14 protein-coding genes and 4 pseudogenes are annotated in these 14,446 nt (G+C 27.6%); 17 read left to right on the top strand and 1 reads right to left on the bottom strand.

What is annotated here, in order from left to right:
• Positions 1-20: 20 nt before the first annotated feature.
• From DJ007_RS00310 to DJ007_RS00275, 10 genes and pseudogenes are all read left to right on the top strand, one after another.
• A complete protein-coding gene (locus DJ007_RS00310) occupies positions 21-998 on the top strand; it encodes an aspartate-semialdehyde dehydrogenase (protein WP_129407839.1) in 978 nt (325 codons plus the stop codon).
• 13 nt (positions 999-1,011) lie between these two features.
• Positions 1,012-2,238: a diaminopimelate decarboxylase gene (locus tag DJ007_RS00305; protein ID WP_129407838.1), complete on the top strand. Its 1,227-nt coding sequence runs from the start codon at positions 1,012-1,014 to the stop codon at positions 2,236-2,238.
• The gene (dapA, locus tag DJ007_RS00300; protein WP_129407837.1) at positions 2,231-3,106 is read left to right on the top strand and encodes a 4-hydroxy-tetrahydrodipicolinate synthase; all 876 of its coding nucleotides are present in this window, start codon (positions 2,231-2,233) and stop codon (positions 3,104-3,106) included. Before DJ007_RS00305 ends, dapA begins: the two co-directional genes overlap by 8 nt.
• Entirely contained in the window at positions 3,103-3,306 is a 204-nt protein-coding gene (locus DJ007_RS16620; RefSeq protein WP_276318586.1) for a Rossmann-fold NAD(P)-binding domain-containing protein, read from the top strand. Before dapA ends, DJ007_RS16620 begins: the two co-directional genes overlap by 4 nt.
• Positions 3,306-3,674, top strand: a pseudogene (locus DJ007_RS19725) (4-hydroxy-tetrahydrodipicolinate reductase); the annotation flags it as partial. The gene DJ007_RS16620 and the pseudogene DJ007_RS19725, both read left to right, overlap by 1 nt.
• Before the next feature lie 87 nt (positions 3,675-3,761).
• Positions 3,762-4,452, top strand: a pseudogene (dapD, locus tag DJ007_RS18520) (2,3,4,5-tetrahydropyridine-2,6-dicarboxylate N-acetyltransferase).
• Between the two features lie 8 nt (positions 4,453-4,460).
• Positions 4,461-5,651: an aspartate kinase gene (locus DJ007_RS00285; RefSeq protein ID WP_129407836.1), complete on the top strand. Its 1,191-nt coding sequence runs from the start codon at positions 4,461-4,463 to the stop codon at positions 5,649-5,651.
• Positions 5,648-6,390, top strand: a pseudogene (locus DJ007_RS18515) (aspartate aminotransferase family protein). The gene DJ007_RS00285 and the pseudogene DJ007_RS18515 overlap by 4 nt, the downstream one beginning before the upstream one ends.
• 100 nt (positions 6,391-6,490) lie before the next feature.
• On the top strand, positions 6,491-6,781 hold the full coding sequence (locus tag DJ007_RS18510) for an aminotransferase class III-fold pyridoxal phosphate-dependent enzyme (RefSeq protein WP_276318584.1): 291 nt from the start codon (positions 6,491-6,493) through the stop codon (positions 6,779-6,781).
• Positions 6,778-7,887 carry an amidohydrolase gene (locus tag DJ007_RS00275; protein ID WP_129407835.1) on the top strand — a complete coding sequence of 370 codons (1,110 nt, stop codon included), beginning with the start codon at positions 6,778-6,780 and terminating at the stop codon, positions 7,885-7,887. Before DJ007_RS18510 ends, DJ007_RS00275 begins: the two co-directional genes overlap by 4 nt.
• Positions 7,888-8,149: 262 nt before the next feature.
• On the opposite strand, the gene DJ007_RS00265 is transcribed toward DJ007_RS00275, so the two are convergent.
• Positions 8,150-8,779 carry a helix-turn-helix domain-containing protein gene (locus DJ007_RS00265; protein ID WP_165973920.1) on the bottom strand — a complete coding sequence of 210 codons (630 nt, stop codon included), beginning with the start codon at positions 8,777-8,779 and terminating at the stop codon, positions 8,150-8,152.
• A gap of 144 nt (positions 8,780-8,923) precedes the next feature.
• On the opposite strand from DJ007_RS00265, the gene DJ007_RS00260 reads away from it, so the two are divergent.
• The 7 genes and pseudogenes from DJ007_RS00260 to DJ007_RS00245 all read left to right on the top strand — a co-directional run bounded on the left by DJ007_RS00260 (position 8,924) and on the right by DJ007_RS00245 (position 14,431).
• The gene (locus tag DJ007_RS00260) at positions 8,924-9,724 is read left to right on the top strand and encodes a hypothetical protein (RefSeq protein WP_129407833.1); all 801 of its coding nucleotides are present in this window, start codon (positions 8,924-8,926) and stop codon (positions 9,722-9,724) included.
• Between the two features lie 175 nt (positions 9,725-9,899).
• A complete protein-coding gene (locus DJ007_RS14430) occupies positions 9,900-10,058 on the top strand; it encodes a hypothetical protein (RefSeq protein ID WP_165973919.1) in 159 nt (52 codons plus the stop codon).
• 11 nt (positions 10,059-10,069) lie between these two features.
• On the top strand, positions 10,070-10,330 hold the full coding sequence (locus tag DJ007_RS15105) for a PmbA/TldA family metallopeptidase (RefSeq protein ID WP_206075980.1): 261 nt from the start codon (positions 10,070-10,072) through the stop codon (positions 10,328-10,330).
• A gap of 387 nt (positions 10,331-10,717) precedes the next feature.
• Positions 10,718-10,852 carry a hypothetical protein gene (locus DJ007_RS18505; RefSeq protein ID WP_276318583.1) on the top strand — a complete coding sequence of 45 codons (135 nt, stop codon included), beginning with the start codon at positions 10,718-10,720 and terminating at the stop codon, positions 10,850-10,852.
• Positions 10,816-11,261 (top strand): annotated as a pseudogene (locus DJ007_RS19720) (metallopeptidase TldD-related protein). The gene DJ007_RS18505 and the pseudogene DJ007_RS19720 overlap by 37 nt, the downstream one beginning before the upstream one ends.
• Positions 11,262-11,410: 149 nt before the next feature.
• Positions 11,411-12,637 (top strand): metallopeptidase TldD-related protein, encoded by a 1,227-nt coding sequence (locus tag DJ007_RS00250; protein ID WP_165973918.1) that lies wholly within the window; start codon positions 11,411-11,413, stop codon positions 12,635-12,637.
• Positions 12,638-12,718: 81 nt separating this feature from the next.
• Positions 12,719-14,431: a M3 family oligoendopeptidase gene (locus DJ007_RS00245; RefSeq protein WP_129407831.1), complete on the top strand. Its 1,713-nt coding sequence runs from the start codon at positions 12,719-12,721 to the stop codon at positions 14,429-14,431.
• Positions 14,432-14,446: the final 15 nt, after the last annotated feature.

Raw genomic sequence — 14,446 nt, 5'->3', positions numbered from 1 at the left:
TTTTTGTTAGGAGGGAGAATATGAAAATAGGAGTAGTTGGTGCAACAGGTGAAGTCGGTAGAACTATGGTTAAGGTATTGGAAGATTTAAATGTAAATGTCACCGAATTAAAACTTTTTGCCAGTAAAAAATCGAAAGAGAAAAAAATAAAATTTAAAAATAATGATTATATTGTAGAACAATTGACGGAAGAAAAAATGAAAGAAAAATATGATTATTTACTTTTTTCTGCTGGCAGTACTGTTTCAAAAAAATTTGCTCCAATTGCCGCTGATTATGGAAATACAGTTATTGATAATTCTTCTGCATTTAGAATGAAAAAAAATATTCCTTTGATTGTTCCTGAAATAAATGGAATGCTGTTGAAAGATTATAAGGGTATTATAGCAAATCCCAACTGTTCTACTATTCAAATGGTTCTTGCACTGTCATCACTAGAAAAAGAATTTGGCATCTCTGAAATTTTTGTAAGTACATATCAAGCTGTTTCTGGAGCAGGAAATAAAGGAATTAAGGAATTATTAGATCAGGAAAATGGTAATAATAATTTTAATCATTTTCCAGAATTAATTCATCATAATGTAATTCCTGTAATTGGTCCTTTTGAAGATAATGGATTTACACAAGAAGAAATGAAAATGGTAAATGAAACCAGGAAAATTTTTAATGATGAAAGTATTAAAGTTTATCCAACTGCTGTAAGAGTTCCTGTTTTATATGGGCATTCCGAAAGTATTACTTTTAGGCTTAAAAGTAATGCAACTATAGAAAGTATCAAGAATTTGATTATTAAAACAGAGAATGTAAAATACAGTGAAAATTTAATTACACCATTAAATGTTGCAGGTAGTGATATCACCTATGTGTCCAGATTAAGACAGATGGATGAAAATACCTTCTTAGTTTGGGTTGTTGCAGATAATGTAAGGGTTGGAGCAGCTACAAATGCTGTAAGAATATTATTAAAACATTTTGAATTAAACCATAGAAAATTGTGAAAAGAGGGAAAAGATGAAAAAAATATCATTTAGTATAGAAGAATTATTGAAGAAAATTCCAACACCATTTTATGTATATGATCAAAATGGAATTATGGGATCTGTAAAAAAGTTACAAAAAGCATTTTCCTGGGTAGATTTTAAGGAATTTTTTGCCGTAAAGGCATTACCGAATCCGTATATTTTAAAATTATTAAAAGATAATGGATGCGGAACAGATTGTAGTTCATTAGCAGAATTGTATCTATCAGATATGGTGGGTTTGGAAAATGAAGATATTTTATTTACTTCAAATAATACACCATTAGAAGAATATCAAAAAGCATATGAGTTGGGTGCGATTATAAATTTTGATGATATAGGACATATACCAGAGTTTATAGAAAAAATTGGAATTCCAAAAATCGCATCAATAAGATATACTCCTGAGAAAGCATATGGTTCAGGAATTATAGGAAACCCATTAGAATCAAAATTCGGAATGCCTTTTGAAAAATTAATTGAAGGGTACCAAATGTTTAAAGATGCAGGAATAAAAAGATATGGTATACATGCCATGATAATTTCTAATACGTTAGATATAGATATAATAACAAAAAATACAGAGACTATCTTCAAGGCGGTGAGAAAAATATCAAAGAAGCTAAGTATAGAATTTGAATTTATAGATATTGGTGGCGGTTTTGGAATACCATATCGACCTGAAGAAAAGGAGTTAGACATATATTTATTGGGCAAAAACATTAAAGAATTATATGAGTATTATTTTGTGGATTTTAAACCCAAAATATTTACTGAAAATGGTAGATACATTACTGGCCCACATGGATATTTAATAACAAAGGTTTTGCATATTAAAGAAAGTTATAAAACTTATGTAGGTGTAGATGCAAATATGGCAAATTTAATGCGTCCTGGTTTATATGGGCCAAAAAATGCATATCATCATATAACGGTTTTGGGAAAAGAAGGTAAATATAAAAAATATGATATCGTTGGTTCTTTATGTGAGAATAATGATAAATTTGCAGTTGATAGAGAATTGCCAAAAATAGAAAAGGGAGATATATTAATTATTCATGACGTTGGAGCGCACGGACATTCTATGGGCTTTAATTATAACGGAAAATTGAGGTCCGCAGAATTTATATATGACGGAATAGGATTTAAAATGATTAGAAGGCAGGAAACATTAAAGGATTATTTTTCCACAATTGAAGGAGGGGATATTTATGTTTAAAGGTGTAGGTACAGCAATTATTACTCCATTTGATGAAAATTTTGAAGTTGATTACAATGCTTTAGAAGAATTTGTGAAATTTCAATTAAAACATGTTAATGCTTTGATTGTTTTAGGAACTACTGGGGAAGCTCCAACAATAAATGAAAGTGAAAGAGAAAAAATAGTTTCTAAAGTGGTTGAAGTAACAAATAAAAAGGTTCCTGTAATAGTTGGAACTGGTTCAAATAATCCAGAACATGTGTTGCATAATAATAAATTAGCAGAAAAATCAGGTGCAGATGGATTACTTATAGTTAGTCCTTATTATAATAAGTCAACACAAAAAGGATTAGTTGAATATTTTACATATGTTGCTCAAAGAACTGAATTACCTATTATTTTGTATAATGTACCTTCAAGAACCGGTGGGAATATCTTACCAGACACTGCAATAGAAATTTTCGAAAAAAACGCAAATGTTGTGGGAATTAAAGAAGCAAGTGGAAATATTTCTCAAATTGCAGAATTGATTTCTAAAAAACCGGATGGAATGTTTGTTTATTCCGGAAATGATGATCAGGCATTACCTTTAATGGCTTTAGGTGGAGATGGCGTTATATCTGTTTTTTCTAATGTACTTCCAAAGGAAATGAGGGACTTAACAGATGCAGTATTAAACAATGATTATGCTACAGCTCAGAAAATAAATAAAAAGTATAATATTTTAATGAGGAAATTGTTTATTGAGGTTAATCCTATTCCAGTAAAGTATGCAGTTTCAAAACTTGGGTACTGCAAGAATATTGTAAGATTACCATTAATTACAATTAGTGATAATGCTAAAAAGATAATTGATAATCTATTTGAGGAGCTGAGTATATTATGAAATATGGAATTATTGGAAGAAATGGAAGAATGGGAAATGAAATATACAATTTATTTTCGGAAAAAGGGCATGAATTAGTTTTTTCTTATGATAAAGAAGAAGAAAATTATATTGATAATCCGCAGGTATTAATTGATTTTTCATTGCCAGAAGCTTTTGATAAAGTTATAGAATATACTAAAAATTTCATTGTCCTTTAATAATTGGAACAACAGGATTATCAGAAGATAATATCAATAAATTAAAAGAATTATCTCAGACTATACCTGTAATACAGAGTTATAATTTTTCTTTTGGTGTTCAAGTATTATTAAAATTAGTTGATTTGGCAAATAAATTAATGGATGACGTGGATATAGAAATTGAAGAAACACATCATAGATTTAAGAAAGATAAACCATCAGGTACTGCAAAAATGATTAAAGATGTTATAGGAAAAGAAGTAAATATTTCTTCATTGAGATTGGGTAATGTGCCTGGAGATCATTCCGTACATTTTAGTAATTTAGGTGAAGTTATAACAATATCTCACAGAGCATTATCGAGAAGAACTTTTGCTGAAGGTGTATTAAAGGCAGCAAATCTATCCTTAAAATTAGTAGCTGGATATTACACATTTCAAGATATTTTTGAATTAATTATAGGGAGGAATAATATGAATTCATATGAAATTATAGAATATATTGCAAAATCAAAAAAGGTTACACCTGTAAAAGTATTTATAAAAGGTGATTTAAGAGATTTACCATTTGAAGAATATTATGGTGATGAAAACAGTGGTGTTTTATTTTGTGAGTTAAATGAATTTGAGAAATTTTTAGAAAATAATAGAGATAAAGCTATAAAATATAGGATTGAAATGGATAGAAGAAATTCAGCTATACCGTTATTAGATTTAAAAAAAATAAATGCAAGAATAGAACCTGGAGCAATAATAAGGGATTTAGTAGAAATTGGAAATAATGCTGTAATTATGATGGGAGCTGTTATAAATATTGGAGCAAAAATCGGAGAAAAAACGATGATTGATATGAATGTTGTTGTTGGGGAAGAGCTGAAATTGGTGCAAATTGCCATATAGGTGCTGGCTCTGTTATAGCAGGGGTTATAGAACCTCCAAGTGCAGATCCAGTAATAATAGAAAATGATGTTTTAGTTGGAGCAAACTCAGTTATTTTAGAGGGTGTAAGAGTGGGAAAAGGTTCAGTTGTTGCTGCTGGTTCTGTTGTTACAAAAAATGTTGAACCTTATACTGTTGTAGCAGGTGTTCCAGCGAAAGTAATAAAAAAGTTGATGAAAAAACAAAGGATAAGACAAAATTATTAGATGAATTAAGAAATTTGTAGGTGATATAATGAATATAGTAGTTCAAAAATATGGTGGTTCATCTGTTGCAGATACAGAAAAAATAAAATATGTTGCAAAAAAGATTAAAAATAAAGTAGATGAGGGATATAAGGTTGTGGTAATTGTTTCTGCTATGGGAAAGACTACAGATAATTTAATTAATTTAGCAAGAGAAATCTCAAAAAAACCACATCCTAGAGAATTAGATATGTTATTAACAACTGGAGAACAAATTTCAGTTTCTTTATTGTCGATGGCATTAAATGATCTAAAAGTAAAAACAAAATCTTTAAATGCTTTTCAAGCAGGTATTTTCACTACATCAGATTTTAATAATGCAAGAATTCAAAAGTTTAAAACATCTAAAGTAAAAAGGTTATTGGAAGAATATGATATTTTGGTTATTACAGGATTTCAAGGAATAACAGAAGAAGGTGATTATACAACTCTTGGAAGAGGTGGCTCTGATACTTCTGCAGTTGCAATTGCTGCTGCTTTAGATGCAAAATGCGAAATATACAGTGATTTTCCTGGTATTTTTACTTTTGATCCAAGAAGGTATTCAAACGCAAAAAAAATAAAGTATATTACTTATGATGAAATGTTAGAAATGTCAAGTCTTGGAGCAAAGGTTTTACATAGTAGAGCAGTGGAAGTAGCAAAAAAATACAATATCACTGTTTATTGTGCTTCTACTTTTTCTGATGAGGAGGGAACATATGTGGTAACAGATAATATTGAAAATCCCGTTGTTACAGGAATGAGTGTTATGGAAAATCAAACGCAAGTAACAATAACAAATTTACCATTTAATCATGCAATTATTTACAATATATTTGAAAAAATAGCACAAAAAGGTTTTAATGTCGATATGATATCTATAATTAATATTAATGGAAAGTTGAATGTTTCTTTTACTATTATTGAGGAAGAAATGGAACACTTTGATAAGTATTTGAAAGATGCTTTAACGGCTTTTAATGAATCTCAAGTAACTTATGAACATGGTTACGCTAAAGTTTCTGTAGTTGGAATTGGAATGAAAACCGAAAAAGGGGTAGCATCCAGATTTTTTAAAGCATTAGAGGACATTCCATTAAGAATGGTTACTACATCAGAAATAAAAATTTCATGTTTAATAGATAAAAAGTATTTAGATAACGCCATCAAAGCTTTAATAAAGGAGTTTGAATTATGATTTTGAAAATATATGATTATTTTAATTTAGATATTGATTATGCAAAAGGAGTATGCATATATTCAAAAGATGGGAAAAAGTATCTCGATACTTTTGCTGGTATAGGCGTAATGGCATTTGGTCATTCTAATAATGAAATATTAGAAGCAATGAAGAGTAAAATGGAAAGATATATGCATATATCCAATTTTTATTTAGATGAGGATGCAGTTTATGTTGCTAATAAATTGATAGAATTTACGGGCAAGAAGGGAGAGTTTTTTTTACAAATTCTGGAACAGAAGCTACAGAAGCAGCTTTGAAAGCTGTAAAAAAGTTATCTACTAAAGATAAAAGAAAAATAATATATTTTAAAAATGGTTTTCACGGCAGAACTTTAGGCGCATTATCGATAAATGGGTTTGAAAATTTAAAAGCACCTTTTAGGCCATTGATTCCTAATTGTCAGGAGTTTGAATTTAATGATGTAAAAGGTTTTGATGATTATATGCAATTTCATGGTGATGAAATTTTAGCAGTTTTCGTTGAGCCAATTCAAGGTTCTGGTGGTGTAATGCCATTAACAAAGGAATTTTCAGAAATATTAAATAAGTATCATAATGAGAAAAAATTTATTTTGGCTTGTGATGAAATACAAGCGGGATTAGGTCGAACAGGCAAAATCTTTTCTTATGAACATTATAATTTAAATCCTGATATAATTACTGTTGGAAAAGCTTTAGGGGAGGTTTACCATTAGGAGCTACATTATTTTTAAATAATACTATGGATATATTAGAACCTGGAGATCACGGTTCAACATTTGCTCCGAATCCTGTCGCATTGGCGGAGCAAGATATTTGGTAGATCATTTACCAGGGGAATTAGAAAACATAAAGAAAAAAGGTAAATATATAAAAGAAAAGTTAGAAAAAATTAATACTTTTAAAATTGTTGATATACGTGGAAAAGGATTGATGATTGGAATTGAATTAGATGAACCATTCCCGGAATTGCGTGAAAGAGCTTTTGAAAAAGGTTTATTATTGAATATGATTTCTTCAAATACTGTGATTAGATTATTGCCATCTTTAACTATTTCTTATGAAGAAATTGACGAAATTATTAAAAAATTGGAGGAATTATTATGATATCTCCTGTTGAATTGAGGCATGTTTTACATCAAAATCCAGAATTAGGATTTGAAGAAATTAAAACAACTATGATTTTAGAAAATGCAATTCTTTCTTTATCAAAAACATATAATATTGAAATAGAGATAATTAAACCATTAAAAACAGGGTTAATTGTTAATTATACACCACTTAAAAATGATGAATATTTGTTATTTAGATCGGATATTGATGCTTTGCCGATAAAAGAACAAAATAAAGTATCTTTTAAATCTCAAAATGAAAATATGCATGCCTGTGGACATGATCTTCATATGTCAATTTTATATGGATTTATGGAATATGTATTTAGAAATAAAATTCAAAAAAATATTTTATTTCTTTTTCAACCTGCAGAAGAAGGTGGAGGTGGAGCTAAAAAAGTTTTAGAAAGTGGCGTATTCAATCAATTTAAAATAAAAAAGGCTTACGCCTTACATGTAACAGATGAGTATGAAAAAGGAGTTATAGCTACATCTAAGGGAGTTCTTTTTGCATCTGCAGTTGAAATTGATATAGAATTTTTTGGAAAAAATGCTCATGTTGCTTTTCCTCAAGATGGAAAAAATGCTTTAAATGCAATGAGGATGTTTTTAGATTCTATAGAAAAAATACCAAGTAATCCAGTAAAACCGTTAGTATTTGGAATAGGTAAGGTTTATTCTGGTGAGGTTAGAAATGTTATACCTGCATATGCAAAAATAGAGGGAAGTATTAGATCTCTAAGTTTGGATTATACCCAAGATTATATTAATTATTTAGAAAAAATATTGGAATCAATAAAAAGTAGTTTTGGAGTAGATTATAAAATTACCCTTGGTTCTCAATATGTTGAAGTAGTTAATAATAAAAATATTTATGAAGAGTTTATAAATAAAATAAAAAATGATTTTACAGTAATTGATTGTGGATATAAAATGACAGGGGAAGATTTTGGATTTATTGCAAAGAAATATCCTGCTTTAATGTTCTGGTTAGGAACTAGAACAGATAAAAAAGTAGGATTGCATTCTCCAGATTTTCTTCCAGATGATGATGTTATTGATATAGGAATAAAAATATTTAGCAGATTGTTGTCAAAATAAAGCATACCTTTTAGGGTATGCTTTATTTATTTTCTAAGTTAAACAATGGAATTTTGCTGCATTTGCAGGTCTCACAGTTAAAATAAAATATACTGTGTTTAGTTTATTTTATAATTATTTCTTCCATCTTTTTTTGCGCTCAGCATAGCGTTAAGTGCCATGTTATAAGATTCTTTATTTGATAATGAATATTCTGTAATTCCTATGCTTACAGTAATTCGAGCTTCTGTACTTCCATATATTATTGGTTTATTAATGTTTTTTAATATCTTTTCAGAAATTTCTTTTGCTTTTTTTCATCAATATCTTTTAAAACTAATATAAATTCATCTCCTCCCATTTTTTCTAAATTACTTTTTTTCTTGTTTTCATAATCAATATTTTCATTATTTAAAACTTCTTTTATTCTTTCGGGTATTTTTAATAATACAAAATCACCAAATTTTCTACCATAAGTTTTATTTATATGTGCAAATCTATCTATGTCAATTAATAATAAATAATTTTTCTTTTCCATTAAATCGCCTCCCCTTACTTTTATAGATTCAAATAGTGTCAATTTAATATTATTTTTTCTAACTTCGCTCGGACATACTCCAAACTCTTTTTTAAATGCTCTTGAATATGATTCATACGTATTATATTGATATTTAATCGCTATTTCCAAAATGTTTAAATTAGAATTTAATAAATCATATACAGATTGTGACAACCTTCTTTTTCTTACATATTCTTTAATTGATATCCCTATTATGATGTTAAATAATTTGTATAAATAAGACAAAGAAAAATTAGTGTATTTTGCAATATCTTCTAATGAAAAATCATTCTCAATGTTTTCTTCAATATAGTCTAAAGATTTTTGAATGCATTCTAATAAATAATTTTTCATTATCCCCTCCTTTTTGTGGCGCCACAATATGATTATACAAGAAATAATAAATTTTTTCATGATTTTTTTTATACAATATATTTTTATAAATATATTGACATTTTTCAAATTAAATGATATTCTTTTATAAAGAGAGGGGATGTTATGATTTTTAATAACAAAGAGCAAATAAAACAACTGGCAAGAAAGATTTATAAAAATATTAATTCAAACGTTTTAAAAGATTATTGGAATGATTTTAAACCTTTACCTGTAGCATTATACGATAAAAAAGAAGTATACATCATTGGATTTCCAAATAATCTAGAAGGTTTTAAAAAAGAGAATGATATTTTTATTGGAAAGTGGAATAGTAAATTTTTAGGTAATAGTGCAATAAAATATGATAATATTTATATTGCAATTTTTGACTTAACAACATTAAATGAATATACTACATTTGAAAAACTTTATTCTCTTATAGTTCATGAAATTTTTCACGGGTTTCAATTAACAAATAATGATAAAAGATTTGCTAATGAATTTTTATTTTTTCAATATCCATTTAAAACAAAAAATATTGCATTACGCTTGGAGGAAAGAAAATATCTTTTAAAAGCTGTTTTTGAAAATAATAAAAAAGAAAACATAAAGAAATTTATTTCCTATAGAGAAAAAAGGAGAGAATTAATAAAAGATTTTTTAAATTATGAACTAGGACTTGAAAGTATTGAAGGAACTGCAACATATGTGGAATTTAAAGCACTAGCCGATATTTCTGATTTACCAGAACAATTTCTATTAGCTCAATTCGGAAAAAATTTAAATGACATTTTTGAATACAAAAATTTTAGACATAGTTGTTATTCTTCTGGATGTATATTGCTATATTACTTGATTATTTTAACCCTGAATGGAAAAAGGAATATTCAGTATCTGATTTATATTTATATGATTATTTCTTGAAAACTGTAAATATTACTCCTAAAAATATAAAATAAAAGAAGATACTGAACTGCTAGCAAAAAAGATAAGTGAAAATTATTATAATTATTTAAATAATGAATTTGAAAATTTTTTTAAAATCAAAAATAAAAAGGAAATATTAGAAGGTAATTTTTCTTTATCTGGATTTGATCCAATGAATGTTATACGAAAAGACAATCTTTTATTACATAAAAATTTTTTAAAGGTAAAAAGGAATGAGGATGGAAGAGATATTTTTATTCCAGGACCAGTTGTTTCAGAGTTTGAAAACGAAATTTGGAATGTAAATAAAATAATTTATTTTAAAAGTTAAAGGGGGATTAGATGTTTGAGTTTCCAGAAGGAGTATATGTTGATATAAGAATTGAAAATGTTTTTGAAACAAAAATCCAAAATACTCTTGGAACATTGGAAGAATTAAAGGAAAGAAAATATAAAGGTGCTTTTATAAGGCTTTTTGATGGTAAGAAATGGTATTATTCATCTATTACAGATGTAGATTCCATTCAAAATGAAATTAACAGATTATATGCGTTATCAAATCCCGATAAGAATATAAACGAACATCCTATTGTAAAAAATTAGAAGTTCATAATGGAAATTATCTTACATTTGTTGACAAATCTGTGGAAAAAATTTCCAAAAAAGAGAAGTTAAAACTATTAAATAAATATTCTCCATTAGTCTCAAAAATAAATATGTTAAAGTATGGAGGGCAAATTATCTTGATCAAAGAGTTGAAAAAAGAATTATTTCTTCAAAAGGAAGTGATTTTGTTTTTGATTATCAACGAGTTGGATTTAGAATATTTTTTGAATTGGAAATAATGAAAAGAAATTTAGTGAAAAATTTGACATAGCATCTAATTATTATGATTTAGAGAATTTAGAGAATGATATTATAAAAAAGCTAGAACAATCTATAGATTTTTTAAACAATGCAGAAAATATTACTCCTGGCGAATATACAGTTGTGCTATCACCAGAAGCTGCTGGCGTTTTTGCGCATGAAAGCTTTGGACATAAATCTGAAGCAGATTTTATGATTGGTGATGAAAAGATGAAAGAAGAATGGCAAATAGGCAAAAAAGTGGGGCTGATATTTTAAGTATTGTTGATAACGGTAATAAGGAAGGAATGGGATACATCCCTTTTGACGATGAAGGAACAAAGACAAAGAAAACATATTTAATTAAAAATGGAATATTATCAGGTAGATTACATAATTCTATAACGGCTGCTTCTTTAGATGAAGAGTTAACGGTAATGCAAGAGCATTAAATTTTGAGTTTGAACCTATTGTAAGAATGACAACAACCTATATAGAAGCAGGTAATAAATCTTTTGATGAGTTAATTTCTGAAATAAAAGATGGTATTCTCGTTGAAACTATAAAACATGGGTCAGGAATGTCAACGTTCACACTTGCGCCAAATTTAGCTTATAGAATTAAAGATGGAAAGATTTATAAACCTGTAAAAGTTTCCGTTATTACGGAACAGTATTTGAAACGTTGAATGAAATTGATGGTTTATCGGATAATTTAAAAATAGTATCGTTTACAATAGGTGGATGTGGCAAGTTTGAACAATATCCATTACCTGTTGGATTTGGTGGTCCTATGTTAGGGTAAAAAAAATGAATGTTCAATAATTGGGGGATAGTGATGAATAAGGAAAAATATCAACTTCATACAAAGGAAATTTCTATAAATATCGTTCAAACCGAGATTAATTCTATAAGAAGAAAAGATATATTAAAAACAGGTATCAGAATTTATAAAGACGGAAAAATAGGAGTAGCAGGTAGTTTGGGGAAATATGATGAAAATAAGTTAGAACATGATGCAATAGAAAATTTGAATTTAAACATACCATATGAATATCCTCTAACAAAAAACGTTAATAGAGAAGAAGTAAAAATAGCCGAATTATCTGAAAATGAATTTGTCAATCAAACTGAAAAGATGTTAAAAACAATAAAGGAAAAACATAATGATTTTATATTCTCAAATAAAATAGTTTTAAAAGATTCTATCAAATTGTTGGAAAATGATTTAAACACACGATTATACTCTGAAAACAAATATTTTTCTTTCGAATTAGGATTTAAGCACAAAGATTCAATAAATATATTGGATGGATTTATTGGGTATGAGAGTTTTGATTTTTCATATGATAAATTTATAAACATGATTGATGAAATCTGTAATGCATATAATACTATAATTGACATTAAAGAAGGAGAGTATCCAATTATTTTTACGTCAAGCGACTTCACCTTATTGAAAAAGTTTTATACTGATTTAAACGGATTATCTTTTGGAGGAGGAAGTTCTATTTTTTCTGATAAATTAAATAAAAAATTGTTTTCCGATAATTTTACTTTATATCAAAGCAGAAATTATGATGATGGAATAATTTGGGATTTTTTTGATGCTGAGGGTACTACTAATACAGATGATAGATGTAGTTTAATTGAAAATGGTGTTTTAAAATCACCATATACTGATAAAAAAACTTCTAAGATGTTTAATCTACCTTTAACTGGCGCAGCAGGTGGAGAATATGATTCAGTTCCTTCAATAGGATATGTACCTTTGATTATAAAAAAATCAGATAAAACAATAAAAGAATTATTAAATGGAGAAAATGGAATATTAGTTTTTGTTGCTTCTGGTGGAGATTTTACACCAGAAGGAAAGTTTGGGACACCTGTGCAATTAGCATTCATGTATGATGGAGAACGTATCTTAGGTAGAGTTCCAGAGTTTAAATTAAATTCTGATCTATATAGAATGTTTGGAGATGCTTTTAGAGGTGTTGGTAGAAATTCAATTTTATCTTTAGATAAAGTTTATGGAGCTGTTATCGATATGAAAGTAGTCAGATGAAAATCTGACTACTTTGTTTTGTAAAAATAAAATATTATTGTATAATTAGTATAACTAACAAAATTTAAAGGAGGAAAAACAATGATAGTAACTGATGAAAAAATAGAAAAAAAACCCAGAAAATATTATAATAAAAATATCAATTTAAATGATTGGAATGAGGTTAAAAAAGAATTTGAAAATTTATTAGACGAAAAAATAAAATCTGCAGAAGAACTATTGAATTTTTTAGAAAAATGGAGTGAATTAAATAGTATTTTATCAGAAGAGATGGCATGGAGATATATAAGAATGACATGTGATACAAAGGAAGAAAACTCAAAAGCCTTTAATGAATTTTATGCAAATATTATTTCTCCCGCTAATGAATATGATTTTTTATTAAAAAAGAAATTCTATGAATCACCATATAGAAAAGAATTAAAAGGTGAAAGTTTTGAACATATGAATAAACTAATTTCCAGAGATATTGAAATATTTAGAAAAGAAAATTTGCCTTTACAGGTTAAAGAACAGGAATTATCTTCAAAATATGGTGAAATAATCTCAAAAATTACAGTATCCTTTGATGGTGAAGAAAAAACATTATCTCAAATGGGAATATATTTAAAAAATCCAGATAGAAATATCAGGGAAAATGCATGGAAATTAATAAATAAAGCAGTATTAGAGCATCATGAAGAGTTAGAAAAATTATTTGATGAATTAAAAAACATCAGAATTAATATAGCTAAAAATGCGGGTTATAACAATTATAGGGACTATATGCATGATGCTAAAAGACGATTTGATTTCACACCGGAAGATTTGTATAAATTTCATGAAGCAGTAGAAAAAGCTGTGGTTCCTGCCTTGAAAAGATTAAATGAGGAAAGAAAAGAAAAATTGGGGTTAAGCACTTTGAAACCATGGGATACTGAGGTCGACGTAGATGGAAAAGTATTAAAACCTTTTGAAAAAGAAGAAGAATTTATAGAAAAAGCTATAAAAATTCTTTCAAAAATAGATATTGATTTTGCAAAAAATCTTGAAATGATGAGAAATTCAGGATATTTGGATTTAGTAAATAGGAAAGGTAAAGCCCCTGGAGGATATAATTATCCTCTAAGAGAAACTGGAGCTGCATTTATTTTTATGAATGCAGTTGGCATTCATAGAGATGTTAGAACATTATTGCATGAGTCAGGACATGCACAACATACATTTTATTCAAAAGATATTTCAATATCACATTTAAAAGAATTTCCAAGTGAAATTGCAGAATTAGCTTCTATGTCAATGGAGTTATTAACGTTAGAATATTTAAATGAATATTATAATAATGAAGAAGATTTAAAAAAAGCTAAAAGAGAACAATTAGAAGGAACATTAAAAATATTACCCTGGGTTATGATAGTAGATGCATTTCAACACTGGATTTATCTTAATCCTGACCATACTATTGAAGAAAGAGATTCGTATTTTGGTGAATTAATGGATAGATTTAATACAGGAATTGATTGGAATGGATTGGAGAAGGAAAAAAGAATCCGATGGTTAAGGCAATTACATATATTTGAAGTGCCATTTTATTATATTGAATATGCTATGTCTCAACTTGGTGCTATTGCAGTATATAAGAATTATAAGGAAAATGGTAAAAAAGCTATTGAACAATATAAGAATTTTTTAAGTTCTGGTTTTAAATATCCTGTAAAAAAATTATATGAAATAGCAGGAATAAGATTTGATTTTTCTGAAAAATATATTTCTGAACTTGTTAATTTTATAATGTCAGAAATTGAATCATTGTAATTATTATAGGCGGAA

Origin of the sequence: Marinitoga lauensis, from assembly GCF_004135675.1 — a bacterium.
Taxonomy (GTDB): domain Bacteria; phylum Thermotogota; class Thermotogae; order Petrotogales; family Petrotogaceae; genus Marinitoga; species Marinitoga lauensis.
The sequence above is the reverse complement of the archived record's forward strand: the minus strand, read 5'-3'. Positions and strand labels throughout refer to the sequence as shown.

What these genes read in the sequence shown, in the direction of transcription:
- DJ007_RS00310 (WP_129407839.1), top strand. Translation starts at nt 21, where the DNA reads ATGAAAATAGGAGTAGTTGGTGCAACAGGTGAAGTCGGTAGAACTATG.
- DJ007_RS00305 (WP_129407838.1), top strand. Translation starts at nt 1,012, where the DNA reads ATGAAAAAAATATCATTTAGTATAGAAGAATTATTGAAGAAAATTCCA.
- dapA (WP_129407837.1), top strand. Translation starts at nt 2,231, where the DNA reads ATGTTTAAAGGTGTAGGTACAGCAATTATTACTCCATTTGATGAAAAT.
- DJ007_RS16620 (WP_276318586.1), top strand. Translation starts at nt 3,103, where the DNA reads ATGAAATATGGAATTATTGGAAGAAATGGAAGAATGGGAAATGAAATA.
- DJ007_RS00285 (WP_129407836.1), top strand. Translation starts at nt 4,461, where the DNA reads ATGAATATAGTAGTTCAAAAATATGGTGGTTCATCTGTTGCAGATACA.
- DJ007_RS00275 (WP_129407835.1), top strand. Translation starts at nt 6,778, where the DNA reads ATGATATCTCCTGTTGAATTGAGGCATGTTTTACATCAAAATCCAGAA.
- DJ007_RS00265 (WP_165973920.1), bottom strand. Translation starts at nt 8,779, where the DNA reads ATGAAAAATTATTTATTAGAATGCATTCAAAAATCTTTAGACTATATT.
- DJ007_RS00260 (WP_129407833.1), top strand. Translation starts at nt 8,924, where the DNA reads ATGATTTTTAATAACAAAGAGCAAATAAAACAACTGGCAAGAAAGATT.
- DJ007_RS14430 (WP_165973919.1), top strand. Translation starts at nt 9,900, where the DNA reads ATGAATGTTATACGAAAAGACAATCTTTTATTACATAAAAATTTTTTA.
- DJ007_RS15105 (WP_206075980.1), top strand. Translation starts at nt 10,070, where the DNA reads ATGTTTGAGTTTCCAGAAGGAGTATATGTTGATATAAGAATTGAAAAT.
- DJ007_RS00250 (WP_165973918.1), top strand. Translation starts at nt 11,411, where the DNA reads ATGAATAAGGAAAAATATCAACTTCATACAAAGGAAATTTCTATAAAT.
- DJ007_RS00245 (WP_129407831.1), top strand. Translation starts at nt 12,719, where the DNA reads ATGATAGTAACTGATGAAAAAATAGAAAAAAAACCCAGAAAATATTAT.